This window comes from Luteimonas pelagia (genome assembly GCF_054776035.1).
Genome location: NZ_BAAHCG010000003.1, coordinates 378,963 through 393,502 on the forward strand (window position 1 = coordinate 378,963; position 14,540 = coordinate 393,502).

Genomic DNA, 14,540 nt, shown 5'->3' on the forward strand with positions numbered 1-14,540 from the left:
GCCCGGCATGCGGGGCGCCGGCCGCAACGCCACGCGGATGGCCGATCGCCATTCACCCGTAGGAGCGCGCCTGCGCGCGCGATGCATCCGCAGCCAGGAACAGCCGTTCGTCGATCCCGACCCGAGCGACACCGCTGTCCGCTCCGGTGGCGCCGACGACCCATCGCGGGCGTAGGCCCGCTCCTACGGGGAGCGGGAGGCCGACGAGTGCGCGGGGAGAGCGGTCGCGGTGCGAGCCCCGCTCCTACAGGGGCGCGGTCCGGCGAACCTCAATGGCGCCAGCTGGCGGCGAGGCGATCCAGCCCTTCCTCGAACGACACGCGCGGCACGTATCCGAAGTCGCGTCGTGCCGGCCCCATGTCGTACCAGTGCGTCGTCGCCAGCTGCTCGGCGAGGAACCGCGTCATCGGCGGCTCGCCCTGCAGCTTGAACATGCGCCACGCCCGCTCGCCGACCGCGCCGACCGCGTACGCCAGCGGGAATGGAATCGACCGCGTCACTTCCGGCGCACCCGCGGCCGCGAGCAACGCATTGACCGTTTCGCGCATGGTCCGCGGATCGCCATTGCTGATGAAGTACGCCCGCCCCGCGCACGCCGCCCCCGGCGCCAGGTGCTCGAAGGCGGCCACGTGCGCGTCGGCCGCGTTGTCGACGTAGGTGGTGTCGATGACGTTCCCGCCGCCGCCCACCAGCGCCAACCGGCCCTTGTGGGCACGGTCGACCAGGCGCGGCAGCAGCTGGTTGTCGCCCGGGCCCCAGATCAGTCGCGGGCGCAGCGCGATGGTCGCCAGCGTGGCATCGTTGGCGGCCAGCACTTCGCGCTCGGCCAGCTGCTTGGTCTCGGCGTACGGCGCCTTCAGGTGCGTGCCGTAGGGCACGGTCTCCGCGGTGCCGCCCTCGACCGGATGGGTCCTGCGGTGCGTCACGCTGGGCGTGGAGGTGTAGACCAGCCGCTGGATCCCGTTCGCGCGGCAGGCGGCGATCACGTTGCGCGTGCCCAGCACGTTCGTGGCGAAGTAGTCGCCGTAGGCGCCCCACGCGCCGGCCTTGGCGGCGTTGTGGAACACCGCGTCCATGCCCTCGCAGGCCTCGCGCACGCGGAAGGCGTTGGTGAGGTCGCCGCGGATCTCGCGCACGCCGAGCGGCTCGAGCGCCGGGTAGTGCGCCCGCGTGTAGCTGGCGACTTCATGTCCGCGCGCCAGCAGCGCGCGGCACAGGGCCTGCCCGAGGAATCCGCCGCCACCGGTGACCAGGATGCGCATTCGGCTACATCGTCCTTGAACGGTCTTGGTGTCCGATTATCCGTCGCAAGACCCTGTCATCCCGAGCGCAGCGAGGGATCTGCTCTTTGGCGACACGACACAAGCAGGAGCAGGAGCAGGTCCCTCGCTGCGCTCGGGACGACAGGGGTGGCGGCAGGGAGGCAGGCAAGGCCTAGACACGGCGTGCGGCCCAGGTCGCGAGCTTTTCGCGGCCGATCTTGGCGTTGTGGCGGATGTCGACCGGGAAGCGCGGGTGGAACACAACCGTGTCGATACCTGCCGTGTGCACGTGTCCGAGGGCCATGTGCCGCAGCTCATCGGCAATGCGCGTGTGTTCGGATGTCGCAACGCCGTGCCGCAACTCGACGCACAGCACCGGGCGCTGCGCGCCGTGGATGCCGACGCCCACCAGCGCCGTGCGGGCCACGTCCGGATGCATGTTGAAGATCGGCTCGACCTGCTCGGTGCACAGGGTGCGCTGGCCGGTCACCACGCGTTGCGACTTGCGTCCGCAGAACCACAACCGGCCCTCGGCGTCGAGATAACCGAGGTCGCCCATGCGGTGCACGATGCGCGTGCCGCCGGCGCCGTCGCCTTCGACGATCTTGGCCAGCCGGTTCGCGCGGTCGCGGCCGAAATAGGCGTCGGTGGCAGTCGGGCCGGCGACGGTGATCTCGCCGACCTGGCCCGCGCCGACCCGCAGGTCGTCGGACCAGCGCTCGATCGGCGCGTCGTCGATGCGGATCACGCGCACCTCGTTCGGCGGTACCGGGCGGCCGACGCAGGTGCCGGCGCCCTGCTCCGTGAGCTCGCGCAGCGCGACCAGTTCGCCGCCCTCGATCACCGACACCGGCAGGCATTCGGTGGCGCCATAGGGCGTCCAGAACCGCGCGTCCCCCGGCAGGAGCTCGCGCATCCTCGCGACCACGTCCGCGGGTACCGGCGCACCCGCGGACGTCACGCGCGTCACGCCCGGCAGCGGGCGGCCGAAATCCGCCAGCACCTTCATCAACGCCGGCGAACCGAACAGCTGGGTCACCCCGAAGCGCTCGATCGCCGCGTGCAGCTTGCGCGGATCGGCGCGCGCTGGACGCGTGGGATCCATGTCCGGGATCACCGAAGTCAGTCCCAGCGCAGGGTCGAACAGCGCGAACGGCGGGAACGTCGGCAGGTCCACCCCACCCGGTTCGATGCCGAACGCGGTGCGCAGCATGTCGACCTGGGCGACGAGGTGCCGGTGGCGGTAGACCACGCCCTTGGGCACGCCGGTCGATCCGGAGGTGAACAGGATCGCGGCCACGTCGTCGGCGGCCGTGTCGGCCAGCTGCGCGCCGGCACCCGCGCCGTCGCGTTCCACGTCCACGAGCGTCGCGTCGGCGAACCACCCGCGCGCCCCCGTCGTCACCCGCACCGTCGCGCCGCGCGCCCATCCCAGGAGCGCCTTCGCCAGCATCGCCAGCGGCACGCCGACGAACGCATGTGCCTGCGCTTCCGCGAGGCACTGCCGCAACGCCCGCTTGTCGATGCCCGGATCCACCAGCACCGGCACGGCACCCGCCTTGAACAGCGCGAACATCAGCAGGAAGAACTCGGGTGTCGGCCGCACCATCACCACGGTGCGCGCGCCGCGGCCCACCCCCCGCTTCGCCAGCCCCGCGGCGATCGCGTCGGAGCGGCGGTCCAGGTCGGCGTAGGTCAATGCCACGTCATCCCTACCACGCGGGCCGGGGCAGCGCATGGCCACGGCGTCCGGACGCTCGCGGGCCAGCCGCGGCAGGACCGCGGCGATGTTGCAGGCGGGGGGCATCGGGCCATTCTAGGCGGCGCCACCGGGGCGCGTGCCTGCCACGGATCTGCGTAGGCGGAACCGGAGCCGAACGGTGGGGCGCGACCCCCTTGCGCGCCGCCACTGGCCGGTCAGAATGCGCGCCCGGTCTGTCCCGTTCCGACCCCACACCCTGCCGCGGGCTCCGCATGACCCACCCCTGCCTGACCTGCGGCGCCTGCTGCGCGACCTTCCGCGTGGGATTCCACTGGTCGGAGGCCGACCCGGTCCAGGGCGGCACCGTGCCGGCCCACATGGTCGAGGTGCTCGACGCGCACCGCGTGGCCATGCGTCGCACCTGGGCCAAGCACCCGCGCTGCGTGGCGCTGGACGCGGAGATCGGCGTGCGCGCCCGCTGCAGCATCCACGAGATCAAGCCCAGCGTCTGCCGCGAAGTGCCGGCGTCGTGGGAGTTGGGCGCGCCGAGCCCGCAGTGCGACAAGGCCCGCGTCGGGCACGGCATGGCGCCACTGACGCCCGCCGACTGGGTGGCCGTGCACGCCACGGAAGCCGCCGCGCAGGTCCCCGACCGCAAGATCGAGGCGGTCCTCCTGTAACCGCGCGCCCGGGCACGCGACCCCGCGCGACCCGCGACACCGCACACGCCTCGCGTCATCCCCGCGAAGGCGGGGATCCATCCCCGCGCATGCCTCCTGCCGTCATCCCCGCGAAGGCGGGGATCCATCCCCGCACCCGATCGCGCTAGGCTCGCCCGATGCGCCCGCCCATCACCGCCTCCCTCCTCGCCCTGGCGCTCGCCGCCTGTGGCGACCGTCCCGCCGACGCCGCACCCGCCGCCGTGGACGCCCCCGCGGACGCCGCCCCGGCCCGCCTGACCCAAGCGCCCTTCGACCTGCCGTCACCCGACGGCGCCGCCCAGCCCGACCTGGTGGCCACGCCAGACGGCAGCCTCCTGCTGTCGTGGATCGAGCCGAACGGCGACGCGGGCCACGCATTGCGGTTCGCCCGCCATGCCGACGGCCGCTGGAGCGCGCCGCGCACCATTGCCACGGGCGAGGACTGGTTCGTGAACTGGGCCGACACCCCGCACATCGCCGCCACCGCCGACGGCGCGCTCTGGGCACACTGGCTGCAGAAGTCCGCGGCGGCGACCTACGCGTACGACGTCGCGCTGGTGCGTTCGGCGGACGGCGGCGACTCCTGGTCGGCGCCCGTGCTGGTCAACACCGACGGGACGCCCACCGAACACGGCTTCGTCTCCCTGTGGGCCGCGGGCGTGGACCGCGCGGGCATCGCCTGGCTCGACGGCCGCGCGATGCAGGCGCCGGAAGGCGCGGAGGCGCATGCCGGCCACGGTGCCGGGATGATGACGCTGCGCACGGCCGTGTTCGATGCGGACCTCCGGCGCAGTGGCGAAACCCGCCTCGACGCGTCCACCTGCGACTGCTGCCAGACGGCGAGCGCGCCGACCGACCGCGGCCACGTGCTCGCCTACCGCGACCGCACCGCCGGCGAGATCCGGGACATCCATGTCGCGCGCAGCACCGGCGACGGCTGGACCGAGCCCCGCCGCGTGCACGCCGACGACTGGGAAATGCCGGCCTGCCCGGTCAACGGCCCGAGCGTCGCGGCGCATGGCAACGAGGTCGTCGTGGGCTGGTACACCGCGGCCGGCGGCAACCCGCGCGTGCTGCTGGCCCGCAGCACCGACGCCGGCGACAGCTTCGGCACACCGGTCGAACTCGACGCGGGCCCGCACGTGCACGGCCGCATCTCCGTCGCCATGGACGAGACCGGTACCTGGGCGCTCTGGACGACCGAGGACCGCGATGGCCAGGCACTGCAGCTTGCGCGGCTTGCGCCGGACCTGTCCGGTGAACACCAGCGGCTGGACCCCATCGCGCTCGCGGGGCGCGGCCGCGGCACCGGGTTCCCGCAGATCGCGTTGACCGCGGATGCCGCCATCGTCGCGTGGACCGACGTGATCGACGGCGCGACGCGGCTACAGGCCGTCCGCCTCGTGCGGTGATCCATCCATGAGCCACCGGAGGCGCGCACGGATGAACAGGTCAATGGCAACTTCGATCGCGCTGCTCGGTGTTCTGTCGGTGGCGGGCCGCGCGAACGCACAGGCCGCCTGCGACACCCCGGACCACCGCGCCTTCGACTTCTGGATCGGGACGTGGGACGTGCACACCGCCGAAGGAAAGCTGGCGGGCCGCAACGTGATCAGCAAGGTGCAGGGTGGCTGCGCGCTGCGCGAGGCGTACTCGACCGCCCGCGGCTACGCCGGCGAGAGCCTCAACGCCTACGACCGCGACCGCGGCACCTGGCACCAGACCTGGGTCGACACCGGCGGGCTGGTGCTCCAGCTCGAGGGCGGCATGGAGGACGGCAGCATGGTGATGGCGGGCGAAACGGTCGATGCCGAGGGCAAGGCCACGCGCCAGCGCATCACCTGGACGCCGAACGCGGACGGCAGCGTGCGCCAGCTGTGGGAATCGGCCGACGTGGACGGCGAATGGTCGGTCGTGTTCGACGGGCGCTATACGCGGGCCGCTGAAGACACCCGCACCGGAGGCGATTAGCGCGCGGCGTCGCTCACGGCCGACGAGCGGAAGGATGACGTGGGGATTTCCTGGCTTGCGTCGCTGGTGATGTCGATCATCGCGCTGGTCTGATCGCGGAGGTGGCCTGTGTCGATGGCTGGACTGTCGAACGTGTGGTTGAAGGTGGGGATCGTGCTGCTGCTGGTGGCGGTGGCGGCGTTCTTCGTGTCGGCGTTCGGGTCGCCCCACGTGGTGCCGACGGAGGCTGTCGAGCGCGTTGCCGGTTACGTCGCGATCGTGGGCGGCGTCGTGTACTTCATCGGGCGGATGATCCAGGTGCGGGCGGCGCGGTTGCGGGGGTCGCGGGATGACGCGGAGGGGTGAAGCAGGTTCCTCGCTGCGCTCGGAACGACAGGCTGCGCTCGGAACGACAGGCTGCGCTCGGAGCGACAGGCTGCGCTCGGAACGACAAGCGGGGCGCGGCTAGCGCTCGATGCGCCAGTTGAGGGAGGCGCGGTTCTCGACGCTGCTGGATTCGATCTCGATGTCGAAGCCGCGGCCGAGAAGGTACTTCAGGGTCAGCACCGTGCCGGTGCCCAGGAGCGAGACGCCGTAGCCGACGTACAGGCGGGGCGACAGCTGCTTGCCGATGCCGAAGACGCTGCCGCCCAGGGTGCGTGACTGGATGACGCCGGCGTCGTCCAGGCCGATGGCGGAGAACAGTTGCGAAGCGACCAGGGTGCTGCCGGCCGAGAGGGCGGCGCTGGCGGCGTTGAGCTGGTCGCGTTCGGACCCGGAGGCGGACGACAGCGGGCGGCCCAGCGCCAGGAAGGACAACGCCTCGGACTGGCTGCCGCCACCGCTCGACCACACCGAGGCGTCCGGCGCGCTGGCACGGCCGCGCACGTCGATGCCGGCGGTCACGTCGCCCAGGTCGCGCTCGGCGCGGATGTCGAGCACCGGGTCCGACACCGGGCCGCCGTTCCAGGCCAGGATGCCGCGGGTGATCTCCAGGTCCTGGCCGTAGGCCTTGTACTGGCCGTCGATCTCCAGCTGGCCGTTGGCGACCATTTCGCGGCCCGGGCGCTGGCGCACGCGCAGGCGGCCGTCGAGCCCGCCTTCCAGGCCGAAGCCGCGCAGCACCACGTCCTCGCCGACCACGATCGTCAGGTCCATCGCCAGGCCGCTGCCGACACCCGACTTGTCGGGCTCGACGGGGTCCAGCACCACCACGTCGGGCGACGCGGAAACACCCCTGTCCAGGCGCTCGAGGTCGACGGTCGCTTCCGGCACCTCGACCGTGCCGGTCACTTCCATCGGCTGGCCGGCGGCGATGCGCACGGTCACGTCCGGGTTGGCGACGGCGCGCAGGTCGCGCGTGTCGGAGACCAGCACGTCGGTGCCGGCGAGGTGGAGCACCAGCGGCACGTCGTCGCCGCGCCAGCCCAGGGTGCCGTCGACGTTCAGCACGCCCTCGCCGGAGCGCACGCTGCCGTCGATGCGCGCGGTGCCGTCGGCCAGTGCGTCCATGCGCAGGTTGCCCTGCGTGAGGTTGATGCCGAGCGCGGGGATCTCGGTGGCGAAATTGACCAGCCGCGCGTCGCCGCCGATCGCCGGCTGCGCGCGCGTGCCGGCCAGGCCGATGCGCGCGGTGAGCTGTCCGGTCGGCGAGACGATGTCCGGCGAGAACAGTTCCATCCAGGTCAGCTCGTCGGTATCGAAGGCGATCGAGCCTTCCAGCGGAGCGTACCGGTCCCAGCCGGTCTCGATGCGCGCGCGCAGCGGGTCCCCGTCGAACAGGCTGGCGTCGAGCGTGGCGGCGATGGTGTTGGGATCGAACGTGGCGCCCAGGCGCAGCGACTGCCAGCCGATGACGTCGCGTCGCGCGCGCTCGGAGAAGCGCAGGCCGCCATCGGCGGAGACCAGCGTGGCCTCGCCGGTCCAGGCATTGCCGACGGGACGCAGGCGCGCGTCGAGTGTCGCGGTGCCACGCAGCAGCCACGGCCGACCATCCTCGCGTTCCGGCAGCCACGGGGCGACCAGCGTGAGCGGCAGCTCGCGGCCGGCAAGTCCAAGGCCGCCATTCGGCCAGTCGGCCTGCGCGCACAGCCGGCCACCGCCGGCCGCGGCGAGGCATGTTGGCTGCAGCGCGATGCGGCCGCCGCCGAAACGGACGTCCGCAGGGCCCTGCAGCGACCAGGCCGGCCCGCGTTGCGGCGCGAGCTGCAGCCGGCCGATGCGGCCCTGCCAGGCGCCGCCGCGGTACGCGAGCGTGCCGCCGAGGTCGAGCGCTCCGAGTTCGCCGCGGGCGCGGGCATCGAGTGCCAGCGATTCCATCGCGCCGGTCGCGTCCACCTCCAGCGTGTCGAACGGCACGCCCCCTTCGACCCCCTGCGCGCGGATCACGAGCGCACCGCCGCGCCCGCGCCATGGCAGCCGGCCGCTTGCCTGCAGCGACTCCGCGGCGAACGCGCCGTAACGCAATCCGTTGCCGGCGAGATCGACGTCGACGTCCGGCCGTGTGCGCGCGCCACGCAGCTGCAGCGTGCCGCGCAAGGTGCCGGCGGCATCGGGCAGCAGGTCGGCCAGGTGCAGCGGCGAGACGCGCGCATCCACCGCGAGCACGTCGGCGATCCGTCCCTGCGCGTCGATCCGGCTGGCACCGATCGACAGCGCGACTTCGCCCTCGTAGTTCGCCGTGCCGCCGGACGGCGGCGCGCCGCGCACCAGCACGCGGCCATGGCCGTCGAGCGGCCGCCCGCGCAATTGCCCGCCCAGGTCATTGGCGACCACGGTGATGTCGAGGCCGCCGTCCCGGCGCGTCTGCGCCGTGCTCGACAGGGCGCCGTTGATCGCGCCGTCCCAGCCCGCGAAGAACCAGCCCGGGTCGAAGCCCGACAGCCGCGCGTCCACGTCCCAGCCCGGCGACGGCGACCAGCGCAGCGTGCCTTCCGCGTCCAGCCGGCCCTGCGGCGTGCGCACGACCAGCGGCGACAGGCGCACGCCCTCGCGGTTCCCGCGGCCGTCGATCGACACGTCCGCGGCGAGCTCGCCGCGCACCAGCCGGCCGGTGCCGTCGAGCGTCCAGGCGTCCGGGCTTCCCGTCACCGCCACGTCGGCGTCGGCCACGACCGGCGGCGCATCACCGGCGCCGCGCCAGGCGATGCCGTCGGCATCCACCCGCAGGTCCACGCGGCCGGCGGTCTCCTCGCGCAGGTCCACCTCGCCGCGCGCGACCACCGTGCCGTCCATCAGGTCCACGCGCAGCGGGTCGAGCGCCAGCACCTGGTCGACGATCCGCACCCGCGACGGCCGGATGGTCGCCGCGAATTCGCCGCGCCGCACGTCGCCCTCCACGCGCGCATCGCCGCCCACGCCGTCGGCGCGCAGGTCGACGACCCACGGCGGCGCATCACCGGCGACGGATTCGGACGGCACGGCGAACAGCGTCGGGTCGAACGCGTCGGCCCGCGCGCGCAGGTTCCAGCGCGGCTCGCCCTCGCCGCGCAGGACCAGCGTCGCCCGCAGCGGTCCCGGGGCGTTGCCTGCGATGCCGATGTCCATCTTCGCGATGTCACCGCGCGCGACCAGGCCGATCCGCGCGGGCGTGCGGCCGAGCGCCGCCGGCAGCACCGCGGCACCGGTGAAGTCGGTTCGGTAGTCGTCGCGCGGGGCGTATTCGCCGTCCGCGGTGAAGCGACCACGGTCGCTGTCGACCACGAGCTCGCGCACCTGCAGCCAGCCTTCCGTGGCGTGCAGCGCGCCGGTCGCCGAATCGATGTCGATCAGCGGCGCGCCTTCGCGGGTCACCACGAGGCGGTCGATGTCGATGTCGTCCGCGCGCAGGCCCAGCGGCGGAGCGATGTCCGGCAGCACGCCGGGCCACTCGGGCAACTCGAAGGGCTTGTCGGCGACCGGCAGGTCGAGCCGCGCGTCGTCGACCTCGAGCGCGCTCAGCCGCAGCGTGCGGCCGAGCAGGCGCAGCGGCATCGGATCGATCATCACCCGCCGCGCGTCGAAGTGGATCTCGCCCATCTCGCAGGGCGCGCCGCGGCGGTCCACGCACGCCGGGTCGCGCTTGCGCGGAAGCACCAGGCGCACGTCGTGCAGCACGAGCGGGCCGCGCGCGGGCCCTTCGGCCCGGCTCCACTGCAGGCTCGCGCCCGACGGCAACCGCGCCTGGATTTGTGCCAGCAGGAAGTCGCGCCCGCCCAGCGTGCCCAGCAGCCACCACGCGATCACCAGGACGAGCAGCGTCAGGCCGAAACCGGTGAAGGCGCTGCGCCGCGCGATGACCTTCGCGCGGGCGATGCGCCGCGCGCGCAGTCCGGCGATGCGGGCCTCGCGCGCCTCGCGCTCGGCGCGGCTCATGTCCTGGATCGTCTTGCGGCGGCGGAAGATCCGGCGCACCTAGAGGTCCGCCCCGATGCTCAGGTGCAGCTGGAAGGCCGAATCCGGATCGTCCAGGCCGTGCGCCAGGTCCAGGCGCACCGGCCCCACCGGCGATCGCCAGCGCACCCCCACGCCCACGCCGGTATGCCAGTCCGGGGTGTCGTTGAACGCACTGCCGCTGTCGACGAACACCGCGCCGCCCCAGCTGTCGTTGAAGAAGTGCTCGTACTCGACGCTGCCGACCAGCAGCTTGCGCGCGCCGACCGAGTATTCTCCGCCCGCGGTGCGCACGCGGGGCCCCACTTCACGCCAGGCGTAGCCGCGGATGCTGCGGTCGCCACCGGCGAAGAAGCGCAGGCTGGGCGGCATGACCGTGAGCGCGTCGGTGGCGGTGTGCCCGACTTCGCCGCGCACGATGAGCCGGTCGGTGTCGTTCAGTCCCCGGTACCAGCGCACGCTGGCGTGCGCCTGGACGAAGGTCGCGTCCGAGCCCGCGCCCTCGACGCCGCCGCGCAGCATCAGCGTGCCGGCGAGCGCGTCGCGCGGGAACACCAGGTTGTCCGCATCGACGTATTCGGCCCGCAGCGAGGGGAAGGCGAAACTGGCGTAGCGATAGTCCGTGGTGCCCGCGTCGTCGGGCAGGAAGTAGGCCCAGCGCTCGCGCAGCGCGTGGATGGACGCGACCAGCGTGAGGTGCTCGTTGTACTCGCCGCTGCGGCTGCCGACCAGTTCAGCGCGCCGCGTGTCCACGTAGTCGGTCTGTTCGTCGGCGGCCTGCGCGCTGACCGTGTACCACCCGTCGAGCCACGCGAACGCGGGGATGCGGTACTGGAGCGTGAGCAGCTTGCGCTTCTCGGCGTAGTCCAGCTGCGCCAGCGCCTTGTGGCCACGGTCGTTGACGTAGCGCCGCTCCATGCCCAGTCGCACGCCCGCGCCGCTGTCGGTGCCGTAGGACAGGCCCGCGGTGTAGATGTTGCGCGGCGCGGGCACCAGGGTGACGGTGACCGGCACGTCGTTGCCGACCGCGCGGTCGGGATGGCGCTCGATGTCGATGCTGGCGAAGTAGTCCAGCCGCGCCAGCGACTCGCGCAGGCGGTCGAGCTTGCCCTCGTGGTAGTAGCTGCCCTCATCCCAGTACACCAGCCGCTCGAGCAGGCTCTCCCGCACGATCGGGTCCGGGTCCTGGACGAAATCGATCGGCCCCATGTCGTAGCGCTGGCCGCTGGCCCAGGCGAGGTCGACGTCGGCGGCGAAGTCGGCGCGCGTGACTTCCACCCTGCGCGAGGTGAAGTCGGCATCGAAGTAGCCGCGCTCGGCGAGCCGGCGGGTGATGCGGGTCTTGCCGGCCTCGTAGACCTCGTGGTCGAACACGTCGCCCTGGCGCGGGCGGAACTCGGCGAGGTCTTCGCGCAGGTAGCGGTCGTCGCCGCCCTCGCCGGTGATCGCCACGTTCCAGTCGCGCACGGTGACCGGCCGGCCCGGATCGACCGTGATCACCACCGAGACCGGCCCCTCGCCCTCGCTGCGGCGCACGTCGATCGTGGGCGAGTAGTGGCCGAAGGGCTCGAGCGCTTCGCGCACCTCGTCGTCGGCCTCGCGCACCAGGTAGGCGAGGCGCCGGGGGGGGACGTCGTCGCCGATCGCGTCGACCAGCGACAGCGAGAGGCGGACGTTCTCGGTCATCGCCTCGTCCAGCCCGACGACGTCCACCGAAGCGACCTGCACCGCCTCCGCCATCGCCGGGAGCAGGAGCAGCGCGGCGAGGGCGGGCAGGCGGGCGCGGAGTCGCATCGGCGCAGCGTATCGGGCCGGCGTCAACGCAGGTTTGACGCCGCGCTCACAGGCCCGGCCACAGCGGACCGCCGAGCCACAGCCAGCGGGTCATCCAGGCGCTGACCAGTGCGATCACCAGGGTCAGCGGCAACCCCAGCCGCAGGAAGTCGCCGAAGGTGTACTGCCCCGGCCCGAGGATGAGCAGGTTGCCGTGGTGCCCGATCGGGGTGAGGAAGGCGACCACCGCGCCCAGCGCGGTCACCACCACGAACGGCGCGGCGGGCAGGCCGAGCGCCCCCGCCAGCGCGATGGCGATCGGCCCGAGCAGCACGGTGGTGGCCGCGTCCGACATCACCTGGGTCAGCAGGGCCGCCAGCCCGAACATCAGCAGCAGCACGGGGAAGGCCGGCCAGCCCTGCACGACCCCGAACACGAGGCTGGCGAGCAGCTGCGCGGTGCCGCTCTGCTCCATCGCGATGCCCAGCGGGATCACGCCGGCGATCATCACGAACACGCGCACGTCGATCTCGCGGTAGGCCTGGTCGATGCCCACGCACCGCGTGGCCACCATCGCCACCGCGCCGAGCAGGAACGCCAGCGGCACCGGCAGCCACTCGGTCACCGCCACGCCGATGGTCAGGCCGAGGATCACCAGCGCCAGCGGCGCGCGCACCCGGCGCTTGGCCTCGCCCGAGAACGGCACCAGCATCAGGAAGCCGTGGTGGGTGGCCAGTTCCGAGAAGCGCGCGGGGTTGCCCCACAGCACCAGCAGGTCGCCCTCGCGCAGGCGCGCGTTGGCCAGCCGGCGGTTGGGCACGCCGCCGCGTCGCCACAGGCCGGCGATCACCGCCTTGAACTGCCGCGAGAAGTCCAGCTCGCGGATGCTGCGGCCGATGAACTCCGATCCGGGCGCGACCACGGCCTGCACCAATTGCGCGTCGGACTCGCTCTCGTCCGCCCCCAGCGCCGTCTCGCCGAAGCGCGCCACCGCGTCCAGGTCCAGGCCCGGGTCGTCGTGCAGCGACGCCAGCGCGTCCGCGGACGCCTCCACCAGCAGCACGTCGCCGGCCAGCAGCGGGCTGCTGTCGCCCAGGTCCCTGCGGAACCTGCCGTCGCGCACCCAGCCGGTCATGCGGAACCTGTCGCCCAGCGCCTTGTTGAGTTCGGCCAGCGGGCGTGTGCTCCAGCGCGACCCCTCCACCACCAGCAGTTCGGTGCGGTAGCGGTCCAGGCGCAGGTAGTCGTCGTCGCCCGATGCGCCGCTGCGCTTGGGCAGCAGCCAGCGCATCAGCAGCATGTAGACGATGCCGATCGCGACCAGCGCGATGCCGATCGGGGTGATCGAGAAGATGCCCAGGCCTTCGCTGCCGGTGCGTTCGAGCAGGTTGTCGGCAAGCAGGAAGGCGGGCGCGCTGACCAGGGTGAGCGTGGTGCCCAGCGAGGCGGCCAGCGACATCGGCATCAGCAGCCGCGAGGCGGACAGCCCGGCTTCGCGCGCGTGCCGCGTCAGGATCGGCAGCATCATCGCGGTGACCATCACGTGGTGCGTGAACGAGGCCATGGCCGCCACCGCCGGCATGGTCACGGCGATCGCGCGCGTCTCGCTGCGTCCGGACGCGTGGCCGACCCACTGGCCGATGCGTTCGGTGATGCCGGTCGCGGCCAGCGCCCCCGAGATCACGAACACCGCCGCGACGATGATCGCCGGCTCGCTGGCGAAGCCCGACAGGGCCTGGGCCGGATCGAGCACGCCGGTGACCACGAGCGCCAGCAACAGGAGCATCGCGGTCACGTCGACCCGCAACCGCTCGCTGATGAACAGGTACAGCCCGCCGGCGAGGATCAGCAGGAACAGGAACTGGTCGAGGGTGAGGGGCAAGGACGTCCTTCGGGGCGCGAGCGCGCGCGCATTGTGCACGGCCCCCGTTCACCCCGTGTACACCGACGCTACACGGCACCCGCGGCTAGACTCGGCGCCATGCCCAGCCTCCCCCTTGACCGCGAGGCGCCGGCCGGCCTCCTTCCAGCGGACGCCGGGGACGGCGCCCTCGACGCCTGCCGGCGTGAAATGCAGGCCCTCCGCGAGGAGTTCGAGCGCTTCACCTACGGCGTCTCGCACGACCTGCGGGCGCCGCTGCGCGCGATCGACAACTTCTCGGGCCTGCTCGAGCGACGGCTGGGCGACGACCTCGACGAGACCGCGCGCGACCACCTGGCGCGGATCCGCGGCGCCTGCGCGCGGATGGACGAACTGATGGGCGCGCTGCTGCGGCTCTCCCGCGTGGGCCGGCTCGAACTGCGCACCGCGCCGGTCGACATGAGCCTGCTGGCCGACTGGGCCGCCGTCGAGCTGCAGGATGCCTCGCCCGCCCGCCCCGCGCGCATCGCGGTCCAGCCGGGGCTGTCGGCGCTCGGCGACGAGGCGCTGCTGCGCGAGCTGATGCAGCTGCTGCTGCACAACGCCTGGAAGTTCTCGGCCGGCTGCGAGTGCGTCGAGATCGACGTCAGCGGCACGCAGGCCGACGACATGCTCCGGTTGCGGGTCGCCGACAGCGGCAGCGGCTTCGACATGGCCCACGCCGACAAGCTGTTCGAGCCGTTCCAGCGGCTGCACGGTCCCGCGGAGGGCGGCGGGCACGGCATGGGCCTGGCGATCGCGCGCCGGATCGTCGAGCGGCACGGCGGTCGGATCCGGGGTGAAGGCGTTCCCGGGCAGGGGGCGGCCTTTTATGTAGACTTGCCGGCCGGACCCACCAGCGCCTGACCGCGGCGCCAAAG

Annotated in this window: 10 protein-coding genes; 5 read left to right on the forward strand and 5 right to left on the reverse strand. The window is 73.0% G+C overall.

What is annotated here, in order from left to right:
- Positions 1-269 precede the first annotated feature (269 nt).
- Positions 270-1,262 carry a 2-alkyl-3-oxoalkanoate reductase gene (gene oleD / locus ACYU7H_RS10700; protein WP_460814592.1) on the reverse strand — a complete coding sequence of 331 codons (993 nt, stop codon included), beginning with the start codon at positions 1,260-1,262 and terminating at the stop codon, positions 270-272.
- A 172-nt stretch (positions 1,263-1,434) separates the two neighbouring features.
- Entirely contained in the window at positions 1,435-3,069 is a 1,635-nt protein-coding gene (gene oleC / locus ACYU7H_RS10705) for an olefin beta-lactone synthetase (protein WP_460814593.1), read from the reverse strand.
- A gap of 167 nt (positions 3,070-3,236) precedes the next feature.
- On the opposite strand from oleC, the gene ACYU7H_RS10710 reads away from it, so the two are divergent.
- The 4 genes from ACYU7H_RS10710 to ACYU7H_RS10725 all read left to right on the forward strand — a co-directional run bounded on the left by ACYU7H_RS10710 (position 3,237) and on the right by ACYU7H_RS10725 (position 5,981).
- Positions 3,237-3,644, forward strand: coding sequence for a YkgJ family cysteine cluster protein (locus tag ACYU7H_RS10710; RefSeq protein ID WP_460814594.1), 408 nt, complete (start codon positions 3,237-3,239; stop codon positions 3,642-3,644).
- 158 nt (positions 3,645-3,802) lie between these two features.
- The gene (locus ACYU7H_RS10715) at positions 3,803-5,077 is read left to right on the forward strand and encodes a sialidase family protein (RefSeq protein ID WP_460814596.1); all 1,275 of its coding nucleotides are present in this window, start codon (positions 3,803-3,805) and stop codon (positions 5,075-5,077) included.
- Between the two features lie 43 nt (positions 5,078-5,120).
- On the forward strand, positions 5,121-5,636 hold the full coding sequence (locus tag ACYU7H_RS10720) for a hypothetical protein (protein WP_460814597.1): 516 nt from the start codon (positions 5,121-5,123) through the stop codon (positions 5,634-5,636).
- A 114-nt stretch (positions 5,637-5,750) separates the two neighbouring features.
- Positions 5,751-5,981, forward strand: coding sequence for a hypothetical protein (locus tag ACYU7H_RS10725; protein ID WP_460814599.1), 231 nt, complete (start codon positions 5,751-5,753; stop codon positions 5,979-5,981).
- Between the two features lie 99 nt (positions 5,982-6,080).
- Here ACYU7H_RS10725 and ACYU7H_RS10730 read toward each other — a convergent pair whose 3' ends face one another.
- The 3 genes from ACYU7H_RS10730 to ACYU7H_RS10740 are packed head-to-tail and all read right to left on the reverse strand — an operon-like array spanning position 6,081 to position 13,641.
- Entirely contained in the window at positions 6,081-9,968 is a 3,888-nt protein-coding gene (locus tag ACYU7H_RS10730; RefSeq protein WP_460814600.1) for a translocation/assembly module TamB domain-containing protein, read from the reverse strand.
- 39 nt (positions 9,969-10,007) lie between these two features.
- A complete protein-coding gene (locus ACYU7H_RS10735; protein ID WP_460814602.1) occupies positions 10,008-11,780 on the reverse strand; it encodes an autotransporter assembly complex protein TamA in 1,773 nt (590 codons plus the stop codon).
- A 46-nt stretch (positions 11,781-11,826) separates the two neighbouring features.
- Positions 11,827-13,641: an SLC13 family permease gene (locus ACYU7H_RS10740; protein WP_460814604.1), complete on the reverse strand. Its 1,815-nt coding sequence runs from the start codon at positions 13,639-13,641 to the stop codon at positions 11,827-11,829.
- Positions 13,642-13,740: 99 nt separating this feature from the next.
- Between ACYU7H_RS10740 and ACYU7H_RS10745 the strand changes: the two genes are divergently transcribed.
- Positions 13,741-14,526 carry a sensor histidine kinase gene (locus ACYU7H_RS10745; protein WP_460814606.1) on the forward strand — a complete coding sequence of 262 codons (786 nt, stop codon included), beginning with the start codon at positions 13,741-13,743 and terminating at the stop codon, positions 14,524-14,526.
- The last annotated feature ends 14 nt before the right edge of the window (positions 14,527-14,540 follow it).

Excerpts from the sequence above, each read along its gene's own strand:
- ACYU7H_RS10715 (WP_460814596.1), top strand. The coding sequence starts at position 3,803 with ATGCGCCCGCCCATCACCGCCTCCCTCCTCGCCCTGGCGCTCGCCGCC.
- oleD (WP_460814592.1), bottom strand. The coding sequence starts at position 1,262 with ATGCGCATCCTGGTCACCGGTGGCGGCGGATTCCTCGGGCAGGCCCTG.
- ACYU7H_RS10725 (WP_460814599.1), top strand. The coding sequence starts at position 5,751 with ATGGCTGGACTGTCGAACGTGTGGTTGAAGGTGGGGATCGTGCTGCTG.
- ACYU7H_RS10735 (WP_460814602.1), bottom strand. The coding sequence starts at position 11,780 with ATGCGACTCCGCGCCCGCCTGCCCGCCCTCGCCGCGCTGCTCCTGCTC.
- oleC (WP_460814593.1), bottom strand. The coding sequence starts at position 3,069 with ATGCCCCCCGCCTGCAACATCGCCGCGGTCCTGCCGCGGCTGGCCCGC.
- ACYU7H_RS10730 (WP_460814600.1), bottom strand. The coding sequence starts at position 9,968 with ATGAGCCGCGCCGAGCGCGAGGCGCGCGAGGCCCGCATCGCCGGACTG.
- ACYU7H_RS10720 (WP_460814597.1), top strand. The coding sequence starts at position 5,121 with ATGGCAACTTCGATCGCGCTGCTCGGTGTTCTGTCGGTGGCGGGCCGC.
- ACYU7H_RS10745 (WP_460814606.1), top strand. The coding sequence starts at position 13,741 with ATGCCCAGCCTCCCCCTTGACCGCGAGGCGCCGGCCGGCCTCCTTCCA.
- ACYU7H_RS10710 (WP_460814594.1), top strand. The coding sequence starts at position 3,237 with ATGACCCACCCCTGCCTGACCTGCGGCGCCTGCTGCGCGACCTTCCGC.